The 16,469-nt window shown below is 66.9% G+C and carries 18 protein-coding genes; 13 read left to right on the top strand and 5 right to left on the bottom strand.

Annotated features, from left to right (window positions below):
• Positions 1 to 31: 31 nt before the first annotated feature.
• The 3 genes from AC1RPL_RS17735 to AC1RPL_RS17745 are packed head-to-tail and all read left to right on the top strand — an operon-like array spanning position 32 to position 1,402.
• On the top strand, positions 32 to 286 hold the full coding sequence (locus AC1RPL_RS17735; protein WP_493071179.1) for a hypothetical protein: 255 nt from the start codon (positions 32 to 34) through the stop codon (positions 284 to 286).
• 1 nt (position 287) lies between these two features.
• Positions 288 to 446: a hypothetical protein gene (locus AC1RPL_RS17740; protein WP_493071180.1), complete on the top strand. Its 159-nt coding sequence runs from the start codon at positions 288 to 290 to the stop codon at positions 444 to 446.
• Positions 443 to 1,402 (top strand): aldo/keto reductase, encoded by a 960-nt coding sequence (locus tag AC1RPL_RS17745; RefSeq protein ID WP_493071181.1) that lies wholly within the window; start codon positions 443 to 445, stop codon positions 1,400 to 1,402. Before AC1RPL_RS17740 ends, AC1RPL_RS17745 begins: the two co-directional genes overlap by 4 nt.
• Positions 1,403 to 1,503: 101 nt before the next feature.
• Here AC1RPL_RS17745 and AC1RPL_RS17750 read toward each other — a convergent pair whose 3' ends face one another.
• A complete protein-coding gene (locus AC1RPL_RS17750) occupies positions 1,504 to 1,908 on the bottom strand; it encodes a GFA family protein (protein ID WP_493071182.1) in 405 nt (134 codons plus the stop codon).
• A gap of 90 nt (positions 1,909 to 1,998) precedes the next feature.
• Here AC1RPL_RS17750 and AC1RPL_RS17755 point away from each other — a divergent pair, with 90 nt between their 5' ends.
• Entirely contained in the window at positions 1,999 to 2,700 is a 702-nt protein-coding gene (locus AC1RPL_RS17755) for a helix-turn-helix transcriptional regulator (protein WP_493071184.1), read from the top strand.
• Here the strand turns inward: AC1RPL_RS17755 and AC1RPL_RS17760 are convergent.
• Positions 2,697 to 3,125, bottom strand: coding sequence for a hypothetical protein (locus AC1RPL_RS17760; RefSeq protein WP_493071185.1), 429 nt, complete (start codon positions 3,123 to 3,125; stop codon positions 2,697 to 2,699). The genes AC1RPL_RS17755 and AC1RPL_RS17760 overlap by 4 nt on opposite strands.
• A gap of 185 nt (positions 3,126 to 3,310) precedes the next feature.
• Between AC1RPL_RS17760 and AC1RPL_RS17765 the strand changes: the two genes are divergently transcribed.
• Entirely contained in the window at positions 3,311 to 5,680 is a 2,370-nt protein-coding gene (locus AC1RPL_RS17765) for a TonB-dependent receptor (protein ID WP_493071186.1), read from the top strand.
• Between the two features lie 216 nt (positions 5,681 to 5,896).
• Here AC1RPL_RS17765 and AC1RPL_RS17770 read toward each other — a convergent pair whose 3' ends face one another.
• A complete protein-coding gene (locus AC1RPL_RS17770) occupies positions 5,897 to 7,003 on the bottom strand; it encodes a serine hydrolase domain-containing protein (protein WP_493071188.1) in 1,107 nt (368 codons plus the stop codon).
• Between the two features lie 168 nt (positions 7,004 to 7,171).
• On the opposite strand from AC1RPL_RS17770, the gene AC1RPL_RS17775 reads away from it, so the two are divergent.
• The 3 genes from AC1RPL_RS17775 to AC1RPL_RS17785 all read left to right on the top strand — a co-directional run bounded on the left by AC1RPL_RS17775 (position 7,172) and on the right by AC1RPL_RS17785 (position 10,672).
• Complete coding sequence (locus tag AC1RPL_RS17775) at positions 7,172 to 8,446, top strand: hypothetical protein (protein WP_493071190.1); 1,275 nt, start codon at positions 7,172 to 7,174, stop codon at positions 8,444 to 8,446.
• A 99-nt stretch (positions 8,447 to 8,545) separates the two neighbouring features.
• The gene (locus AC1RPL_RS17780) at positions 8,546 to 9,646 is read left to right on the top strand and encodes a DUF47 family protein (RefSeq protein WP_493071192.1); all 1,101 of its coding nucleotides are present in this window, start codon (positions 8,546 to 8,548) and stop codon (positions 9,644 to 9,646) included.
• 12 nt (positions 9,647 to 9,658) lie between these two features.
• A complete protein-coding gene (locus AC1RPL_RS17785; RefSeq protein WP_493071194.1) occupies positions 9,659 to 10,672 on the top strand; it encodes an inorganic phosphate transporter in 1,014 nt (337 codons plus the stop codon).
• A 92-nt stretch (positions 10,673 to 10,764) separates the two neighbouring features.
• On the opposite strand, the gene AC1RPL_RS17790 is transcribed toward AC1RPL_RS17785, so the two are convergent.
• The gene (locus AC1RPL_RS17790; protein ID WP_493071195.1) at positions 10,765 to 11,199 is read right to left on the bottom strand and encodes a VOC family protein; all 435 of its coding nucleotides are present in this window, start codon (positions 11,197 to 11,199) and stop codon (positions 10,765 to 10,767) included.
• A gap of 101 nt (positions 11,200 to 11,300) precedes the next feature.
• Here AC1RPL_RS17790 and AC1RPL_RS17795 point away from each other — a divergent pair, with 101 nt between their 5' ends.
• The 3 genes from AC1RPL_RS17795 (at position 11,301) to AC1RPL_RS17805 (ending at position 13,193) form a co-directional block, all read left to right on the top strand.
• Positions 11,301 to 11,663 carry an ArsR/SmtB family transcription factor gene (locus tag AC1RPL_RS17795; protein WP_493071197.1) on the top strand — a complete coding sequence of 121 codons (363 nt, stop codon included), beginning with the start codon at positions 11,301 to 11,303 and terminating at the stop codon, positions 11,661 to 11,663.
• Positions 11,644 to 12,129 carry an SRPBCC domain-containing protein gene (locus AC1RPL_RS17800; protein ID WP_493071199.1) on the top strand — a complete coding sequence of 162 codons (486 nt, stop codon included), beginning with the start codon at positions 11,644 to 11,646 and terminating at the stop codon, positions 12,127 to 12,129. Before AC1RPL_RS17795 ends, AC1RPL_RS17800 begins: the two co-directional genes overlap by 20 nt.
• Before the next feature lie 257 nt (positions 12,130 to 12,386).
• On the top strand, positions 12,387 to 13,193 hold the full coding sequence (locus AC1RPL_RS17805; RefSeq protein WP_493071201.1) for a hypothetical protein: 807 nt from the start codon (positions 12,387 to 12,389) through the stop codon (positions 13,191 to 13,193).
• Between the two features lie 35 nt (positions 13,194 to 13,228).
• Here the strand turns inward: AC1RPL_RS17805 and AC1RPL_RS17810 are convergent, their stop codons facing one another.
• Complete coding sequence (locus tag AC1RPL_RS17810) at positions 13,229 to 14,605, bottom strand: helix-turn-helix domain-containing protein (protein WP_493071203.1); 1,377 nt, start codon at positions 14,603 to 14,605, stop codon at positions 13,229 to 13,231.
• Between the two features lie 316 nt (positions 14,606 to 14,921).
• Between AC1RPL_RS17810 and aceA the strand changes: the two genes are divergently transcribed.
• On the top strand, positions 14,922 to 16,205 hold the full coding sequence (gene aceA, locus AC1RPL_RS17815; RefSeq protein WP_493071205.1) for an isocitrate lyase: 1,284 nt from the start codon (positions 14,922 to 14,924) through the stop codon (positions 16,203 to 16,205).
• A 14-nt stretch (positions 16,206 to 16,219) separates the two neighbouring features.
• Positions 16,220 to 16,372, top strand: a complete 153-nt coding sequence (locus AC1RPL_RS17820; protein WP_180147184.1) for a hypothetical protein — start codon at positions 16,220 to 16,222, stop codon at positions 16,370 to 16,372.
• Positions 16,373 to 16,469: the final 97 nt, after the last annotated feature.

Genomic DNA, 16,469 nt, shown 5'->3' on the forward strand with positions numbered 1-16,469 from the left:
CTGAGCAATTTACGGCAAAAGGCATCCATCCATGCGCAAGATCTTCATGCCCATCGCAGCGGTCGCGCTGCTCGGCCTTTCGGGCTGCGGCAACAAGGCGAAGAACGAGGCGGCCGAGGCGAATGAATCGGTCGCCGGCGACAGCAACACGATGGGCGAAGCGGTGAGCGATGTGAACGCCGCCGAGAACGCCGCGTTCGGCGCCGCCGAGAGCAATTACGACCAGGCCGTGCCGATCGGCAATGCCGCCGCCGACCAGGGCTCGGGCGACGGCGATACCGACTAGGATGCGCGCCGCGCCGCTCCTCCTGCTACTCGCGCTCGCCGCCTGCGGGCGCGGCGCGTCCGATGACAACAAGGGCGGCCTGAGCGCCAGCGAGTCCCGCCAGCTCGATGCGGCGGCGGCTTCGATCGACGTCAATGCCAGCAACGGGACAGAGCAATGAGCGACAAGGTGAACCTTCGTGACCTCGGCGCCAGCGGCATCCGTACGCCTTCGCTGATCCTCGGCGGCAACGTCTTCGGCTGGACCGCGGACAAGGCGACCAGCTTCGCGGTGCTCGACCGGTTCGCCGAGGCCGGCGGCACGCTGATCGACACCGCCGATGTCTATTCCGCCTGGGTCCCCGGCCATCAGGGCGGCGAGTCCGAAGCGATCATCGGCGAATGGCTCCAGCAGTCCGGCAAGCGCGGCAAGGTCAAGGTCGCGACCAAGGTCGGCATGCTCGATGGCGAAGGCGGTACCAAGCTCGCCCCCGCCCGCATCGCCGCCGCCTGCGACGCCAGCCTCAAGCGCCTGGGCGTCGAGACGATCGACTTGTATTTCGCCCACCAGGACGATGAGGACGTTCCGCAGGAAGAGGTGCTTGCGGCCTTCGACAAGCTGATCAAGGCCGGCAAGGTCCAGGCGATCGGCGCCTCCAACTTCCACGCCATGCGCCTCAAGTCCGCGCTCGACATCGCCAATCGCGAGGGCCTGCCGCACTACCGCGCGCTGCAGAACGAATATCACCTGCTCAGCCGCCACAAGTTCGAGGGCGAGCTGCAGGATCTGTGCGTGCAGTATAATGTCGGCTGCGTGCCGTTCTACGGGCTCGCCTCGGGCTATCTTACCGGCAAGTATCGCAGCGAAGCCGACCTCGGGAAGAGCATCCGCGGCGGCCGGATGCCGGTGTTCATGCAGGGCAAGGGCCCGGCGATGCTCGCCGCGATGGACGAAGTGGCGGCCGAGAGCGGCGCCACCCTCGCCCAGATCGCCCTGGCCTGGCTCGCCGCCCAGCCGGGCGTGACGGCGCCGATCGCGAGTGCGACGTCGCTGGCGCAGGTGGAGGAGTTGATCGGGTCGTGGGATGTGTCGCTCAGCCCCGCCCAGCTCGACAGGCTGACGGTGACGGGAGCGTAACCCCTATTTCGTCATCCCCGCAAAGGCGGGGATCCAGAGTCAAGCAGGACTGGCCGGACACAATAACCCTGGATACCCGCCTTCGCGGGGATGACGATGCATCACAGAATCCCCTTCTCCGCCGCCTCCTGCCACCAGGCGTCGTGGAGCCCGTCGCCATAATTCACCGGCGCCGCCTCCAGTTCGGGCAAGGTCACATCGTCCAGGCACATCACCTGCACCGAGACGAAGTCGCCGCCGATCGCCTCGACATGCCCGTCGCCGAACGGCGCGATCCCGCAATAGACGCAGAAGCGGTGATGCCCCTGCTTGGTGCCGAACTGATATTCCCCCAGCGCGTCGCGGCCCGAGAGCAGGCGGAACTGGTCGGGCTTGAGCAGCGCGCCCCAGTTGCGGCGCTTGCGGCAGTATGTGCAGTTGCACTTGCCCGTGCCCGCCGCCAGGTCGATGTCGGCTTCGAACTTCACCGCGCCGCAGTGGCAGCTGCCCTGGTAGGTCTTCATCATCGTGTTTCTCCCTTTTTCGTGAACCGGGACTCGACCTACTGCCAGGCTGCTGCCAGCATGGTGTCAGCAGCCTGGCAGTAGGGTTCTCGAATGCGCAAGGCAGACCGCCTCTTCCAGATCGTCCAGATCCTTCGCCGGAGCCCCCGCCCGGTGACCGCCGATGCGATCGCCGAGGAGCTCGAGACTTCGAAGCGCTCGGTCTATCGGGACATGGCCGCCTTGATCGGCCAGCGCGTGCCGATCCGCGGCGAGGCGGGCATGGGCTATGTCCTCGAAAGCGGGTTCGACCTGCCGCCGCTGATGCTCACCGCCGACGAAATCGACGCGGTCGCGCTCGGCGCCACCTGGGTGGCGGGGCACGCCGATGACGGCCTCGCCCGTGCCGCCAGCGACTTGCTCGCCAAGATCGCCGCGGTGCTGCCCGAAGAGATGCGCCCCTTTCTCGGCAACCCCGCGATGCGCGCCGCGCCCGCCTGGGATCGCCCGAAGGACGGCGTCGATGCCGCCGAGTTGCGCGCCTGGATCCGATCGGCGCGCAAGCTCCACCTCGACTATGCCGATGAGCAGGGCCGCCCCAGCCAGCGCACCGTCTGGCCGCTGATGATCGGCTATGCCGACGCCACCCGCATACTGGTCGCCTGGTGCGAGTTGCGCAGCGATTTCCGTACCTTCCGGCTCGACCGCATCGCCGCCGCGACCTTCCTCGACGAAGCCATTCCCGGCAGCCCGGCCCAACTGCGCGCCCGCTGGCTCAAGGCCGTGCGCGAGCAGGGGAGGAGTTCAGCCTCTTAGGGTTGCCGAGGCTCGAGCCCGAAGCGGATCACCTCCTCGAGCACTTCCCCGTCGACGTCCTTCAGCGATCTGACCTTGATGCAATAGCCGGTCACGCGCGCCTTGCCGAGCCTGTTGCCAAAGACCCGGGACAGATACGTCTTGTCGTCCAGCCCGATCACATAGACGGAAATCCCGCTGGTGTTCGCGCTCAGGCCGATCCGATAGAAATCCCGGCGCTTCCCGCTGGCATAGTCGATCACTTGTTCGCCATAGCCGATATTGGGGTTGGAAACGGTCCTCCCCGCATCGTCCTTGCCGTCGAGAAACCACAATCTGCATCCCGGCGCGATCTCGCCTATGCGGCGATGCAGGTCCCGCATCTCCTCGCGCTTCGGCTCGGGTTGCGCGGCGATATACTCCTCGATCTGTTCCTGCACGTCCATGGAAACCTCCGCCCGGCATCCTGACACGCAGGATTCGCCGTTGCTATTCGGCAACGGCTGTCAGCAGATATGTGACAGATAAATGGAGTCACCAAACCGTCACTGACTCGTAACGGTATCGACCCGAACCAAGCCTAGCGGCCCCCTTGGGAGCGGCCAACCGGCCGTTGGGAAGGGAAATACCAATGACCGATTTTTCGCGCCGGCTGCGCCGCGGTTCCTCTTTTGCCGTGCTGCTGGCATCCGCCGCGCTGGCGCCGGCCGTCGCGCACGCTCAGGCCGCCGCCGACAGCACGACCGTCGCCGCCGACGACGAGACCGACCGCTCCAGCGAGATCGTCGTCATCGGCAGCGGCCAGACCCGCTCGGTCTCGACCCTGGTGCCGGCCAACCTCGACACGCTGCCGCCGGGCACCAGCATCCAGAAGTCGCTCAACTTCCTGCCGGGCGTGATGGCGCAGTCGATCGACGCACTCGGCCTTAACGAGCAGTCGCTCTCGCTCCAGGTCCGCGGCTTCAACACCACCCATCTCGGCTACACGCTGGACGGCATGCCGCTCGGCGACGGCGCCTATAACAACTACAACGGCCTCACGATCAGCCGCGCGCTGATCTCGGAGAATCTCGGCCGCGCCGATCTCGCCACCGGCATCGCCGGCCTCGGTATCGCCTCGACGAGCAACCTCGGCGGCGCGCTTACCTATGTCTCCAGCGATCCGCGCAAGGGCGTCGGCTTCCAGGGCAGCCAGACCATCGGGAGCGAGAACAGCGCGCGCACCTTCGTCCGCTTCGACACCGGCGAGCATGGCGGCTTCTCGGCCTATGTCTCGGGCCAGGTCAGCCGCCAGGACCTGTTCGTGAACCAGGGCGCCGGCATCAAGTCCATCGGCAAGCAGTTCAACGCCAAGGCGCAGTATGTCTTCGAAGGCGGCAAGATCACCGCATTCGCCGATGTCTCGCGCACCAACCAGGCCGACGACGCCTATCTGTCGAAGGACATGCTGAACCGTCTCGGCTGGGACTGGGGCGGCTACGCGCCGAACTGGCAGGCCTATCTCGGCGTCGCCGCCTGCACGGTGACCACCACCCCGTTCAAATGCGCCGCCGCCCCCGCGCCGCAGAAGAATGCCGACGTGACCTTCACCAACGGCCAGATCCTGCGCAACGACAATTTGTTCTACCTGTCGGGCGACTTCGACCTCAGCAGCAACCTGAGCGTCCACACCCAGGTCTACCACCACAATGACAAGGGCGCCGGCAACAACTGGATCGTCGGCCTGTCCAACCAGGGCACCTCGACCACGGCCGACGACGTGCCGGTCCAGATCCGCGACACGCGCTACACTATCGACCGCACCGGCGTGCGCGGCAACATCGCCTGGGAGCTCGGCTTCAATCGGCTCGAGGCCGGCCTGTGGGTCGAGGACAATACCAGCAGCGCCGCGCGCTACATCTGGACCAATGTCGCCGTGCCCTTCGACCTCGCCCAGTTCCTCCAGGGCCAGCCGGACACCGCCCAGTGGGTCCAGGAGACCAAGTGGAAGACGCAGCAATTCTACGTGCAGGACACGGTCAAGCTGTTCGACGACGCGCTGAGCGTGGATTTCGGCTTCAAGAGCACCTATTCCAAGTCGGACGCCACTGCGATCCGCGGCATCGCCAAGGCGGCACCGCCGGCCTCCACCCAGTTCGCCACCGGCTCGCTTACCGCCAAGGACAATTTCCTGCCGCAGGTCGGCGTGCACTGGAACGTCGCACCCGGCCATGAGCTGTTCGCCAGCTATGCCGAGAACATGGCGATGTTCCAGGGCGGCTTCAAACTCGGGCCCCAGTCGGTGTCGCAGACCGTATGGAACCAGCAGGGCCGCTATCTGAAGCCCGAGACCTCGAAGAGCTTCGACGGCGGCTATCGCTATGTCAGCGGCCCGCTCCAGGTCGCGCTGAGCGGCTATTACGTCAAGTTCGAAAACCGGCTGCTGCAGTACAACCCGTGCCCGACCAACCAGCAGCAGAATCCGGGCTGCGGCAACAGCTTCCACAATGCCGGCGGCGTCACCAGCAAGGGCGCCGAGATCGGCGTGCTGTGGAAGGCCACGCCCTGGCTGACCTGGTACAATTCGGCATCGTACAACAAGTCGACCTATGACGAGTATCTCAACTGGTGCACCACCACCTGCGTGGTGAAGCTCACGGCCGGCAAGCAGCAGGTCGATACGCCCAAGGAGATGGTGTCGAGCGTGCTGACGCTGCGCCAGGGCGGCTTCTCGGCCTCGGTCCAGGGCAAGTATACGGGCCGACGCTATTACACCTACACCAACGACCAGAGCTTCGGCGGCGTCACCACGGTCGACCTGGGCATGGGCTATGACTTCGGCCGGATCGGCTGGGTGCAGGGCGCCAAGCTCTCGCTCAACGTCACCAACCTGACCGACAAGCGCTACGCGTCGAACTTCGACTCGAGCGTCTTCGCGCCGGACGATGCAGCGGGCACCCTCCTGGTGTTCCACTCCTCCGCCCCGCGCCAGGTGTTCGGCACGCTCAGCGTCGGGTTCTGACTTCTATCTCCCTCTCCCCTTGTGGGTGCATTGGGTCGGTCATGCCCCCGGGCATGACCTAACAGCGCGGGGCGCTGTTTACCCGATGCAGGAGGGAGCTGAAGCAGTCAGCGGAAGGGTGAGGGGGATGCGCTCTCGTCGGAATGTCCCCCTCATCCTTCCCACTCGCTTCGCGGGCGGGCCCTTCCTTCTCCCACAAGGGGAGAAGGAGTTTAGCTACTTCACCCCATATTCCCAGCCATAGGGCACGCCCGTCTCGCCCAGCGCCGCGCGGACCAGCGCCGGAAACGCCTTTTCGATCCGCACGTCATTGCCCAGGATCAGCACGCAGCGCTGCCCGCGCTCGAGGCATACCAAGGTGTTCGCGGTGGTGTCGTTATGCCCGCCCTTCAGCCAGCCCGCGCCCTGCGGCCCGTTGAAGGCGACCACGCCCAGCGCGCCCCTGGCGCGCGTCCCCTCGCCCGGCCCGGCCGGGTTGTTGAGCGTCGGGAACTGCGTCTTGCTGGCGATCTTCTGCGTGCCCCGGGCATATTCCACTCGCCACTTCCTGGGCAGGCCATAGCCGCGTACCATCGCCGCGCTCATCTGCGCCAGGTCATGGATCGTCGTGTCCATCGATCCCGCCGCGCGCACCCGGCTGCGGTCGTCATGCGGCTCGGTCTTGCCGGTCTCGTCCCAGCCGTCCGCCAGGTTGGTGCCGAAGCTGTCCTGCCAGACCAGGCTGGTCCGCGTCATGCCGAGCGGCTTGAAGAAGCGGCGCTGCAGCTCGGCCTCCACGCTCAGCCCCAGCCCCTTTTCCACCCCGAACTGGAGGAGCGAGATGCCCTCGCCCGAATAGGCGTAATTGGTGCCCGGATCGAAGTGGAACTTGAGCTTCCTGTCCGGCTCGAGGAACGCGAAATTGGCGAAGCCGGTCGCGTGGTTGAGCGCGTTGCGCGGCGTCACCTTCCGCCAGCGCAGGTCTCCGGCAAGATCGCCCCACTGGCCATAGCCCTCGACATTGCCATAGTCCGGGATCGGCCTGGCCAGCATCGCCGCGATCGGCTTGTCGACATCGAGCTTCCCCTCGGAGGCAAGCTGGGTGACCAGATAGCCGAACACCGCCTTGGTCAGCGACGCGCCGTACATGATGGTGTCAGCGTCGAGCGGATCGCCCTTCGCGTTGCGCACACCGTACGCCTTGACCGAGACGACCTGGCCCTTGTCGATCAGCGCGACCGCGACGCCCCTGGCCCCGGTCTGCGCCATCGCCGCCTGCACCGCCGCGTCCATGTCCGCCGGCCCGCTTGCCGACACCAGCGCCGTGCATCCCAGTGCCAGCAACCCGAATCCTATCCCTCGACGCATACGCACCTCCCTCTTCGCCGCGCATCCTCCACAACCTGCGCAACAGCGCAATTAAAACCGCTTCGGATTCGAAACGATCGAATTGCAAAACAAGGGGATCTGCGGGACTGTTCAGCCTCACGCCGCTTGAGGGGGACGGCCTGTATGTCGATCAAGAAGCTGCTCGCGCTTGCCGCAATGACGCTCGCGCCCGCCGCCCATGCCGCGCCGCCGCTGCCTCCCGAGACGATCGACACGATCGGGCGGGCACTTTCGCTGTGCACCGGCGGCTGGACCCGCGGCCCGCAGTGGGTCGGCCCCGCCGAGCTCGCGCCGCGCCTCGCGCTGCTGGCCCAGCCTTCGGACGGGCTGAGCGAGCGGGAAGGCGAGGATCTCTATGAGATCGGCAAGGCGCTCCTGCAGCCCGCCACCGGCGCTCCCGACTGGCTGCTCGACGGAGGATCCTGGCTCAGCTGTCCCGCCAGGCCCAGGGAAGCGGTCGCGCTGCTCGAATATCTCGCGGGCGAAGGGCCGACGGACTGGCGCGGTTATACCAACGTCTTCGACCTTCTCGGCCTCGCCTATGAGACCGGGGCGGCCGGCGCGGCCGATCCGGCAAAGGCGCGGCGCTATTATCTGCGCAGGCGCATCCATTCGGGCTTCGGGACAGGAACGCGCTGGTCCGACGGCAAGGACCAGGACCTGCTCGCCAATGTCGAGCGCGCCGGCCTGCGACCCTATCTCGACGCGCTGGCGCTGAACGAGCGGTATGGCGGCGGCGCGCGCACCATCCTGGCCGAAGCGGCGCTGCCCGGCGATCCGGCCCGCGCGCGCAGCCTGTTGCTGCATGCCGACAACCTGTCGCTCGCCCAGCTGATCGATTGGGAGGAAAAGGGCCGCATTCCGCTGCTCGCCGATGGCAGCGACGTGGCGATCTGGGCGAAGGCCGCGCGCACGCAGATGGGCTATCGGAGCTGGATCCCGCGCATGATCAAGGCCGCCGAGCTGGCCAATGGCGGCGCCATCCCCACCGCCGCGGCGCGCCCCGCGATCGCCGGGCTCCGCCCCCTGCTCGACACCAGCCACCTCGACCATGTCAGCGCCACCGGCACGCCCATCCCCGCCCGCGCGCTGGTCGATCGCACTGGCCATGCGATCCATACCGAAGCCTGCCGCCCTGCCTCGGGCGAGTCCGCCCTCACGGTCGCCAACCGCCTGGGCGTCACCCGGCTCTACGATCCGGCGAAGCTTCCCGCCTTGGCGGTCGCGCGGATCGCCGGCCGCGCCGCCTTTGGCTGGGTGCTGCTGCCCGCGGTGCAGTTCCAGCCCGGTGAAGATGGCAAGGTCGCGGTGACCCTCACCGACACGCCCGCGGCGCGCTGCGTCCTCGCCGACAGTCCATCTGCGCTGGTCATCCCCACCGTCCCGCGCAGCAACTGACCGCCGGCCAAAGGCTTGCGCTGGCCATGAATTTGTAACAAGCCGCGCGCGCCATTCCCGGCAGTTTCGGAGTCCCGCACCATTCGTCAGATTGCCGCCTTGCCCTATCGTACGGAAGGCAGCGCAATCGACTCCCCGGTGCGCGTGCTGCTCGTCACCTCGCGGGAGAGCGGCCGCTGGGTCATCCCCAAGGGCAATCCGGAGCCCGGCATGCCGCAGCACACCGCCGCGGCGATCGAGGCGGAGGAAGAGGCTGGTGTCCGCGGCCTGGTCTGCCCGATGCCGCTCGGCTCCTTCCGCTATCGCAAGAAGCGCCGCAACGGCGCCGCCTTGATGATCGACGTCGACGTCTTCCCGCTCGCCGTGAACCAGGAGCTCGCTTCCTGGAAGGAACAGGGCGAACGCGAGCGCCGCTGGTTCAGCCTCGCCGAGGCGGCCGCAGCCGTCGATGAATCCGATCTCGCCGATCTCATCCGCTCGTTCGGCCCTGCCGAATTCCGGGCGGCAACCCAACGCAACGGGCTGCTCACCGCTGTCGCCCGCAAATCAAAGGTCCATACGATGTTCGCCTGGTTCCAGCGCCTGCTGCCCCGTACCGGCAATTTCTTCGAGATGTTCGAGGCGCATGCCCGCACCGTCGTCGCCGGCGCCGATGCGCTGGCGCGGCTGCTGCAGGACGGCAGCCCGGACCATATCCGCGAAGTGATCGAGCGCGAGCATGATGCCGACGAGATCATCCGCGAAGTGCTGCGCACGGTGCGCGAGACGTTCCTGACGCCGTTCGACCGCGGCGCGATCACGTCGCTGATCGGCGCGATGGACGATTCGATCGACGAGATGCAGGCCGCCGTCCAGGCGATCGACCTCTACGAGGTCACCGAGTTCGAGCAGGAGATGAAGGACATGGCGGCGATCATCGTCGATGCCGCCCGCCTCACCGCCGAAGCGATGCCGCTGCTGCGCGACGTCGGCCGCAACGGCCCGCGCCTCCACGAGCTGACCGAGCGCATCGTCCGCATGGAGAGCCGCGCCGATGAGATCCACGCCGAGGGCCTCAAGAAAGCCTTCAAGCGCATCGGCCCCAGCGATCCGCTCCAGTTCGCAGTGCACCGCGAGCTGTACAAGCATCTCGAGCGGATCGTCGACGCGTTCGAGGATGTCGCCAACGAGATCGACGGCATCGTGATCGACCACGCCTGAACGGCCCGGTAGATGCACGAACTCGCCTTTCCCCTGCTCGTCGGCCTGATCCTGGTCGCGCTGGCATTCGATTTCCTCAACGGCCTGCACGATGCGGCCAATTCGATCGCCACCGTGGTGGCGACGCGGCTGCTCAAGCCCGTCCATGCGGTGGCATTTGCAGCCGCGTTCAACTTCGCCGCCTATTTCCTCACCATCGCCTTCCCGGCGCTGCACAAGGTGGCGGACACGATCGGCCAGGGCCTGATCGACAAGAACCTGATCACCCCCGGCGTCGTCTTCGGCGCGCTGGTCGGCGCGATGTTCTGGAACGTCGTCACCTGGCTCAAGGGCATCCCCTCCTCTTCCAGCCATGCGCTGGTCGGCGGGATGATCGGCTCGGGCGTGGCGCATGCCGGGGTCACCGGCGTCAAATGGGCCGGGCTCAACAAGACGCTGATCGCCATCGTGCTCTCGCCGACGATCGGCATGATCCTGGCGATGCTGATCATGCTGCTCACCTCCTGGCTGTTCATGCGCGCCAATTCGCGCACCGCCGAGCGCAGCTTCCGTGCGCTGCACCTCGTCTCCTCGGGCGCCTATTCGCTCAGCCACGGCCTCAACGACGCGCAGAAGACGATGGGGATCATCGCCGTGCTGCTCTATTCGACCGGCTACCTGCACGGCGAATTCCATGTGCCGCACTGGGTGGCGATCTCCTGCTATGTCGCGATCGCGCTCGGCACGCTGAGCGGGGGCTGGAAGATCATCGAGACGATGGGCTCGCGCATCACCAAGCTGTCGCAGCACCAGGGGTTCAGCGCCTCCCTGGCCGGCTCGATCGTGCTGTTCGGCGCCTCGGTGCTCGGCATCCCGGTGTCGACTACGCACACGATCACCGGCGCGGTGATCGGCGCGGGCACCGCGCGGCGTGCATCTGCGGTGCGCTGGGGCGTGGCCGGCAACGTGATCACCGCCTGGATCATTACCATCCCCGCCTCGGCCGCGGTCGGCGCGCTGTTCTACTTCCTGACGACGCTCTTTTGACCCAGCACCCCGGCCTTGCGCCGGGGCCCGCTACCTCACCCGCGCAAGAAGAAGCGGGATCCCGGCTCGAGGCCGGGATGACGATGGCAGGCTCAAGCCTGGAACGTGACCACCACGCTGTCCGCCGACTTCTCCGCGGCTCCGTGGAACACCGCTTCGATATTGTTGCCGTCGGGATCGATCAGGAAGGCGCCGTAATAGCCGGGATGATAGTCCCGCTCGCCCGGCGGACCATTGTCGGTGCCGCCTGCTGCCAGCCCAGCCTTGTGGAACTGATCCACCACCGCCCGGTCCCTGGCCTGGAAGGCGATGTGATGCCGCCCGGTCAGCTTGCCCGCCGCGGCCTTGCTGTCCGCGGTCGAGACGAACAGCTCGTCCGCCCAGAAGAAGTCCGGCCCCTCGCCCGCGACCGGAACTCCGATCACGTCGAACACCGCGCCGTAGAAGCGCCGGCTGGCGTCCAGGTCGCGCACGACGAGGTGGATATGGTCGATCAACCGTCCGCGATGCAGCTGCTGGGTTTCCATGGGGCCTCCTCGAGTCTCGCCTGCGGCAACCCACGTCCTCGTCGGTCGGTTCCCTGCACAGGCTTGCATATCGCCGACCCACGCGCTAAACACTGAACCACATGGTTCAGTATACCGCACCCCGCCTCGACGCATCCTTCGCCGCGCTCTCGGACGCGACGCGGCGCGGTGTGCTCGAGCAGCTCTGGCGCGCCGAGGCCTCGATCACCGAACTCGCCGAGCGCTTCCACATGACCCTTACCGGCATGAAGAAGCATGTCGGCGTGCTCGAACGGGCGGGCTTGGTGGTGACCGAGAAGGTCGGCCGCGTGCGGACCTGCAGGCTCGGCGCCCAGGGCCTCACCGAAGAAGCAGGCTGGATCGCCAATTATCACCAGCGCTGGGAAGCCCGCTTCGACGCGCTGGACCACGTGATCGCGGAACTCAAAGCCAGGGAGAATATGGATGGGCCTGAACGCCAGTGACTTCGGCGCCACCTCGGTGGTGCGAACGTCGGACACCGAAGTGACCGTGACCCGTGTCTTCGACGCGCCACCCCGCCTCGTCTACCAGGCCTGGACCACGCCCGCGCTGTTCCAGCGCTGGTGGGCACCCAAGTCGATGGGCGTGCCGATGCATGTCCGCGAGCTCGATGTCCGCGTCGGCGGCGGCTACCGCATCGAATTCACCCCGGAAGGCGGGCAGGTGTGGGCGTTCTTCGGCAAATACACCGAGGTCGTTCCGAACCAGCGCATCGTCTGGACCAACGACGAAAGCGGCGACGCCGGCGCGATCTCCTCGGTCACGCTCGAGGAACAGGACGGCAAGACGCTGCTGACCTTCCGCGAAGTCTATCCCACCAAGGAAGCCCTCGACGAAGGCATTGGCGGCGCCGAAGGCATGCCGGAGCAGCTCGACCAGCTGGCGGAGCTGCTGGTGGGGATGGGCTGAGCCCCGCCAACTGTTCCGCGGCGAAAGCCGGGATCCAGGGCGACAAGCAACACGGCAGAGAAACCCTGGGCCCCGGCCTTCGCCGGGGAACAACAACACGGAGCCAACAAGATCGCCCTGCAACTAGAACCTGCCGGATTATGGGACTGCGATTGAGTCCACAATTTCAGGTTCAAGTATCGCGGCGACGCCTGACTCCCGCTCTTTCGAACGCTCCAATCTCCTGATAGCCCTTTATCTTCAAAAGGAGACATCGAGTGATCAGACAACTTCTGGCGGCGCCGCTTCTCCTGGTCGCACTGCCGGCCACGGCGCAGACCGCATTTGCAATCGACTCGAAGGCAGCGCTTCCCCAGCCGGAAATCACGGCGCAGCCCAGGAAGCCCATTCTGGTGCTCGAGGGGCGCTCCCCGCAGGCCGTGACGCTGCAGGGCGATGTCGATCCGAACCTAGCCAAGCGCGCTGCGGTCAATCCAGTGCTGCCGCTCACCCGCGGCGCTGTGCTGATCGCCTCGGGCACGCCCGGGACCTATTGCACGCCCGCCAGCCCGCGCGGGCTCGGCACCGCGGGCCCCTGCCTTGCCGATACGGATGGCGACGGCGCCTTCGACGCGATCCTGAAGGTGGGCTTCAATGCCTATTCCATCAGCATGATGCTGATCACCAGCAAGGCCAAGATCGAAGGACTCAAGGCCGGCGCGCCCATGCCGCTGCCCGCCCCGATCCGCTATGCGCCCACCGATTATCGCGCGGGCCAGTCCGCCGTGATCCGGCTCGAATGGCAGTCGAGCTACAAGGCGGACGCGCCGCCGAATACCCCCATCCGCGCGCAGTTCTGGCTCGATGGCAGCGCCAAGTTCACCGGCCAGGGGGTCCGTTCCTTCTCGACAGCGGTGACCTTCACCGGCCAGCCGATGCCTGTCGTCGTCGGCAATCTCAAGCTGACGCTGCTCGGTTTCGACCCCTCCGGCGCAATCCGCGTCCATATCGACTCGATCACCCCGGAGCAGCCGGTCCCGCTCGCCTTCATCCCGGCACCGAAGATCGTCTTCCTTGCCTATTGATGGCGCGAGAACCGCCTTCGCCTCCCTGCTGCCCCCTAATCCCCCGCAAACCCGAACGGCGTGACCCCGCTCTCCCGCTCGCTCGCCAGTGCCGCGCGCCCCGCCGGCGGCGCGCTGCGCTGCGGGCAGTCCGGCCGCGTGCAGGCCCGGCAGCCCAGCCCCACCGGCACCGCCTCGCCGGCCAGGTCCACGCCCCTTGCCGCCGACAGCGCCCGCGCCTCGCCTGCCGCCAGCCCAACACCAAGCGCGAACCGCGCCTTCACCCCCTGCGCGCCCTGCGGCGTCCGCGCCCGGGAAAGCGTGAACCAGCGCGCGCCGTCCTCGGTCTCGATCAGCTGCGCCAGCGTCTCGTCCGCCCGGCCGAACGCCTCGGTCAAATTCCATAGCGGGCAAAGCCCCGGCCCCTCGACCAAAGGCGATCCGCTCGCCCCGGCAAAGCGCTTGGAGACCTGCCCCGCCCGGTCGGTGCGGATCAGGAAGAAGGGCAGCCCGCGCGCGCCCACCCGCTGCAAGGTCGCCAGCCGGTGCGCCACCTGCTCGAAGCTCGCGCCGAAGCGGCGCTGCAGCACTTCCATGTCATAGCCGGTCTGCTCGCAGGCGCGCAGGAATCGGCCATAGGGCATCACCAAGGCCGCGGCGAAATAGCCGACGAGGTGGCGCATATAGAGCCGCTCGCCCGCGCGATCGAGCCCGGCGCCGCGCACCAGCGCGTCGATCTCGCCGCGCGCCTCCTGCGACAGCCGCTCGGCCAGCGCGAAGGTCCGCCCCGGCACGTCGAGCAGTTCGGACAGCTGCACCTGCCGGGCGTGGAGGTCGAGCCGCTTCAATAGCCCCGGCATCACGTCCGCCGGCAGGATGCGCACCGAAAGCTGGTGCTTGACGCGCAGCCGCTCGGCCATCGCGCCATAGGGATCGCCCGCCGCCTGGCGGAGCTCATCGGCCAGCGCCTCGGCCACCGCGTCGAGATCGGCGAAATGCCCGCGCCAGCGCTCGACTTCGCGGCGCACCTGCCGCCCGGGATCGCTCGCCCCCTCGCCTGCCACCGGCCCGGCGGCGCCGATCCGGTCATAGGCGCGCGCAAACGCCTCGGCCCCGCCCGGCGCGCCCGCCAGCCATTCCTCCATCTGCTGCCGATCGATCTCGAGATCGGCGAAGAGCGGATCGGCCAGCCGCCGCCGCAGCGCCTCCATCCCGCCGCCCGGCTCGGCGGCGGCGAGCTTGCGCGGGTCGAAGTCATAGACCTCCGACAGCCGCAGCATCAGCATTGCCGACACCGGCCGCTGGTTGCGCTCGACCAGGTTGAGATAGGAGGCCGACACCCCCAGCCCCTCGGCCATCGCCGCCTGGGTCAGCAGCAATTGCCGCCGCAGCCGGCGGACGGCGTGACCTGCGAAGAGCTTCTGTTCGGCCAAGGCCAACTTCCCTTTCAAGACCCGCGCCCCTTCACCGTCATCCCCGCGAAGGCGGGGATCCAGAGACACCAAGGACGGCGCTCTGCCACCCTGGATCCCCGCCTTCGCGGGGATAACGATATAGGCTCTGTCCTACATTACATGTTCTTATTATGTTCACATCGAACGAGTCGGGCCGATTTGTAAATTATTTACACCCTTTCAACCGAGAGAAAACCCCCATGCACACCATGACCCTGCCAGACAACCATAGGCCCTCGTCAACATCGTCAACAAATATCCATACAAGCCGGGCAATCTAGTCAAGGAACACACAATGCCGACGCGCTTCGAAGATCTGATCCCCGCCCCCACCGGCCGGTTCGACGGCATCGTGCGCCCCTATACCCCCGAGGATGTCGAGCGCCTGCGCGGCTCGCTGCCCATCGAGCACACGCTGGCCCGCCGCGGCGCGCTGAAGCTGTGGGAGCTGCTCCACGAAGAGGATTACATCAACGCCCTGGGCGCCCTCTCCGGCAACCAGGCGATGCAGATGGTCCGCGCCGGGCTGAAGGCGATCTACCTCTCGGGCTGGCAGGTCGCGGCCGATGCCAACACGGCCGGCCAGATGTACCCCGACCAGTCGCTCTACCCCGCCAATGCCGGCCCGGAGCTCGCCAAGCGGATCAACGCCACGCTCCAGCGCGCCGACCAGATCGAGCATATGGAAGGCGGCGCCAAGCGTGACTGGTTCATGCCGATCGTCGCCGACGCGGAGGCCGGTTTTGGCGGCCCGCTCAACTGCTTCGAGATCATGAAGGCCTATATCGCCGCCGGCGCAGCTGGCGTGCATTATGAGGACCAGCTCGCTTCGGAGAAGAAGTGCGGGCACCTCGGCGGCAAGGTGCTGATCCCCACCCAGGCGCATATCCGCAACCTCGATGCTGCACGACTGGCCGCGGACGTCGCTGGCGTGCCGACGGTGATCTGCGCCCGCACCGATGCCGAGAGCGCGAAGCTGATCACTTCCGACGTCGATGAGCGCGACCGCGAGTTCCTCACCGGCGAGCGCACCCCCGAGGGGTTCTTCCGCCTGAAGGAAGGCACCGGCGTCGATCACTGCATCAAGCGCGGCCTCGCCTTTGCCGAGCATGCCGACCTGCTGTGGTGGGAGACGAGCAAGCCCAACATGGACGATGCCCGCCGCTTCGCCGAGGCGATCAAGAAGCAATTCCCCAACAAGATGCTGGCGTACAACTGCTCGCCCAGCTTCAACTGGGAGAAGAACCTCGACAAGGACGACATCGCCAAGTTCCAGCGCGAGATCGGCGCGATGGGCTACAAGTTCCAGTTCGTCACGCTCGCCGGCTTCCACCAGCTGAACTACGGCATGTTCGAACTGGCGCGGGGCTACAAGGATCGCGGCATGGCCGCCTATTCCGAGTTGCAGCAGGCCGAGTTCGCCGCCGAGGCCAATGGCTATACCGCGACGCGCCACCAGCGCGAAGTCGGCACCGGCTATTTCGATGCGATCGCCACCACCTTGGCCGGCGGCGCGAGCAGCACCACCGCGCTCGCCGAAAGCACCGAAGCCGCCCAGTTCGTCACCCAAGCCGCGTAGAAAGGAGCCACGCCATGACCGAACCCCAGCGCAGCCGCGCCGTCTTCTCGACCGAGGATTTCCGCCTGATCCGCGATGCGGTCGCCACCCATCTCGAGAAGGTGAAGGACGCACCGGAGAGCGTGAAATACGCCAACCTCTATCACCGCCTGGGCCGCGTGGCCTGAGGATGAAGACTTTCCCTCTTCCTCCGCCATTCCCGCGAAGGCGGGAATCCAGGTCACAAGCGATGAGGCCCTGGGCTCTGGATCCCCGCCTCCGCGG

The sequence above is a fragment of the Sphingomonas sp. GW821-FHT12D09 genome (assembly GCF_058807215.1).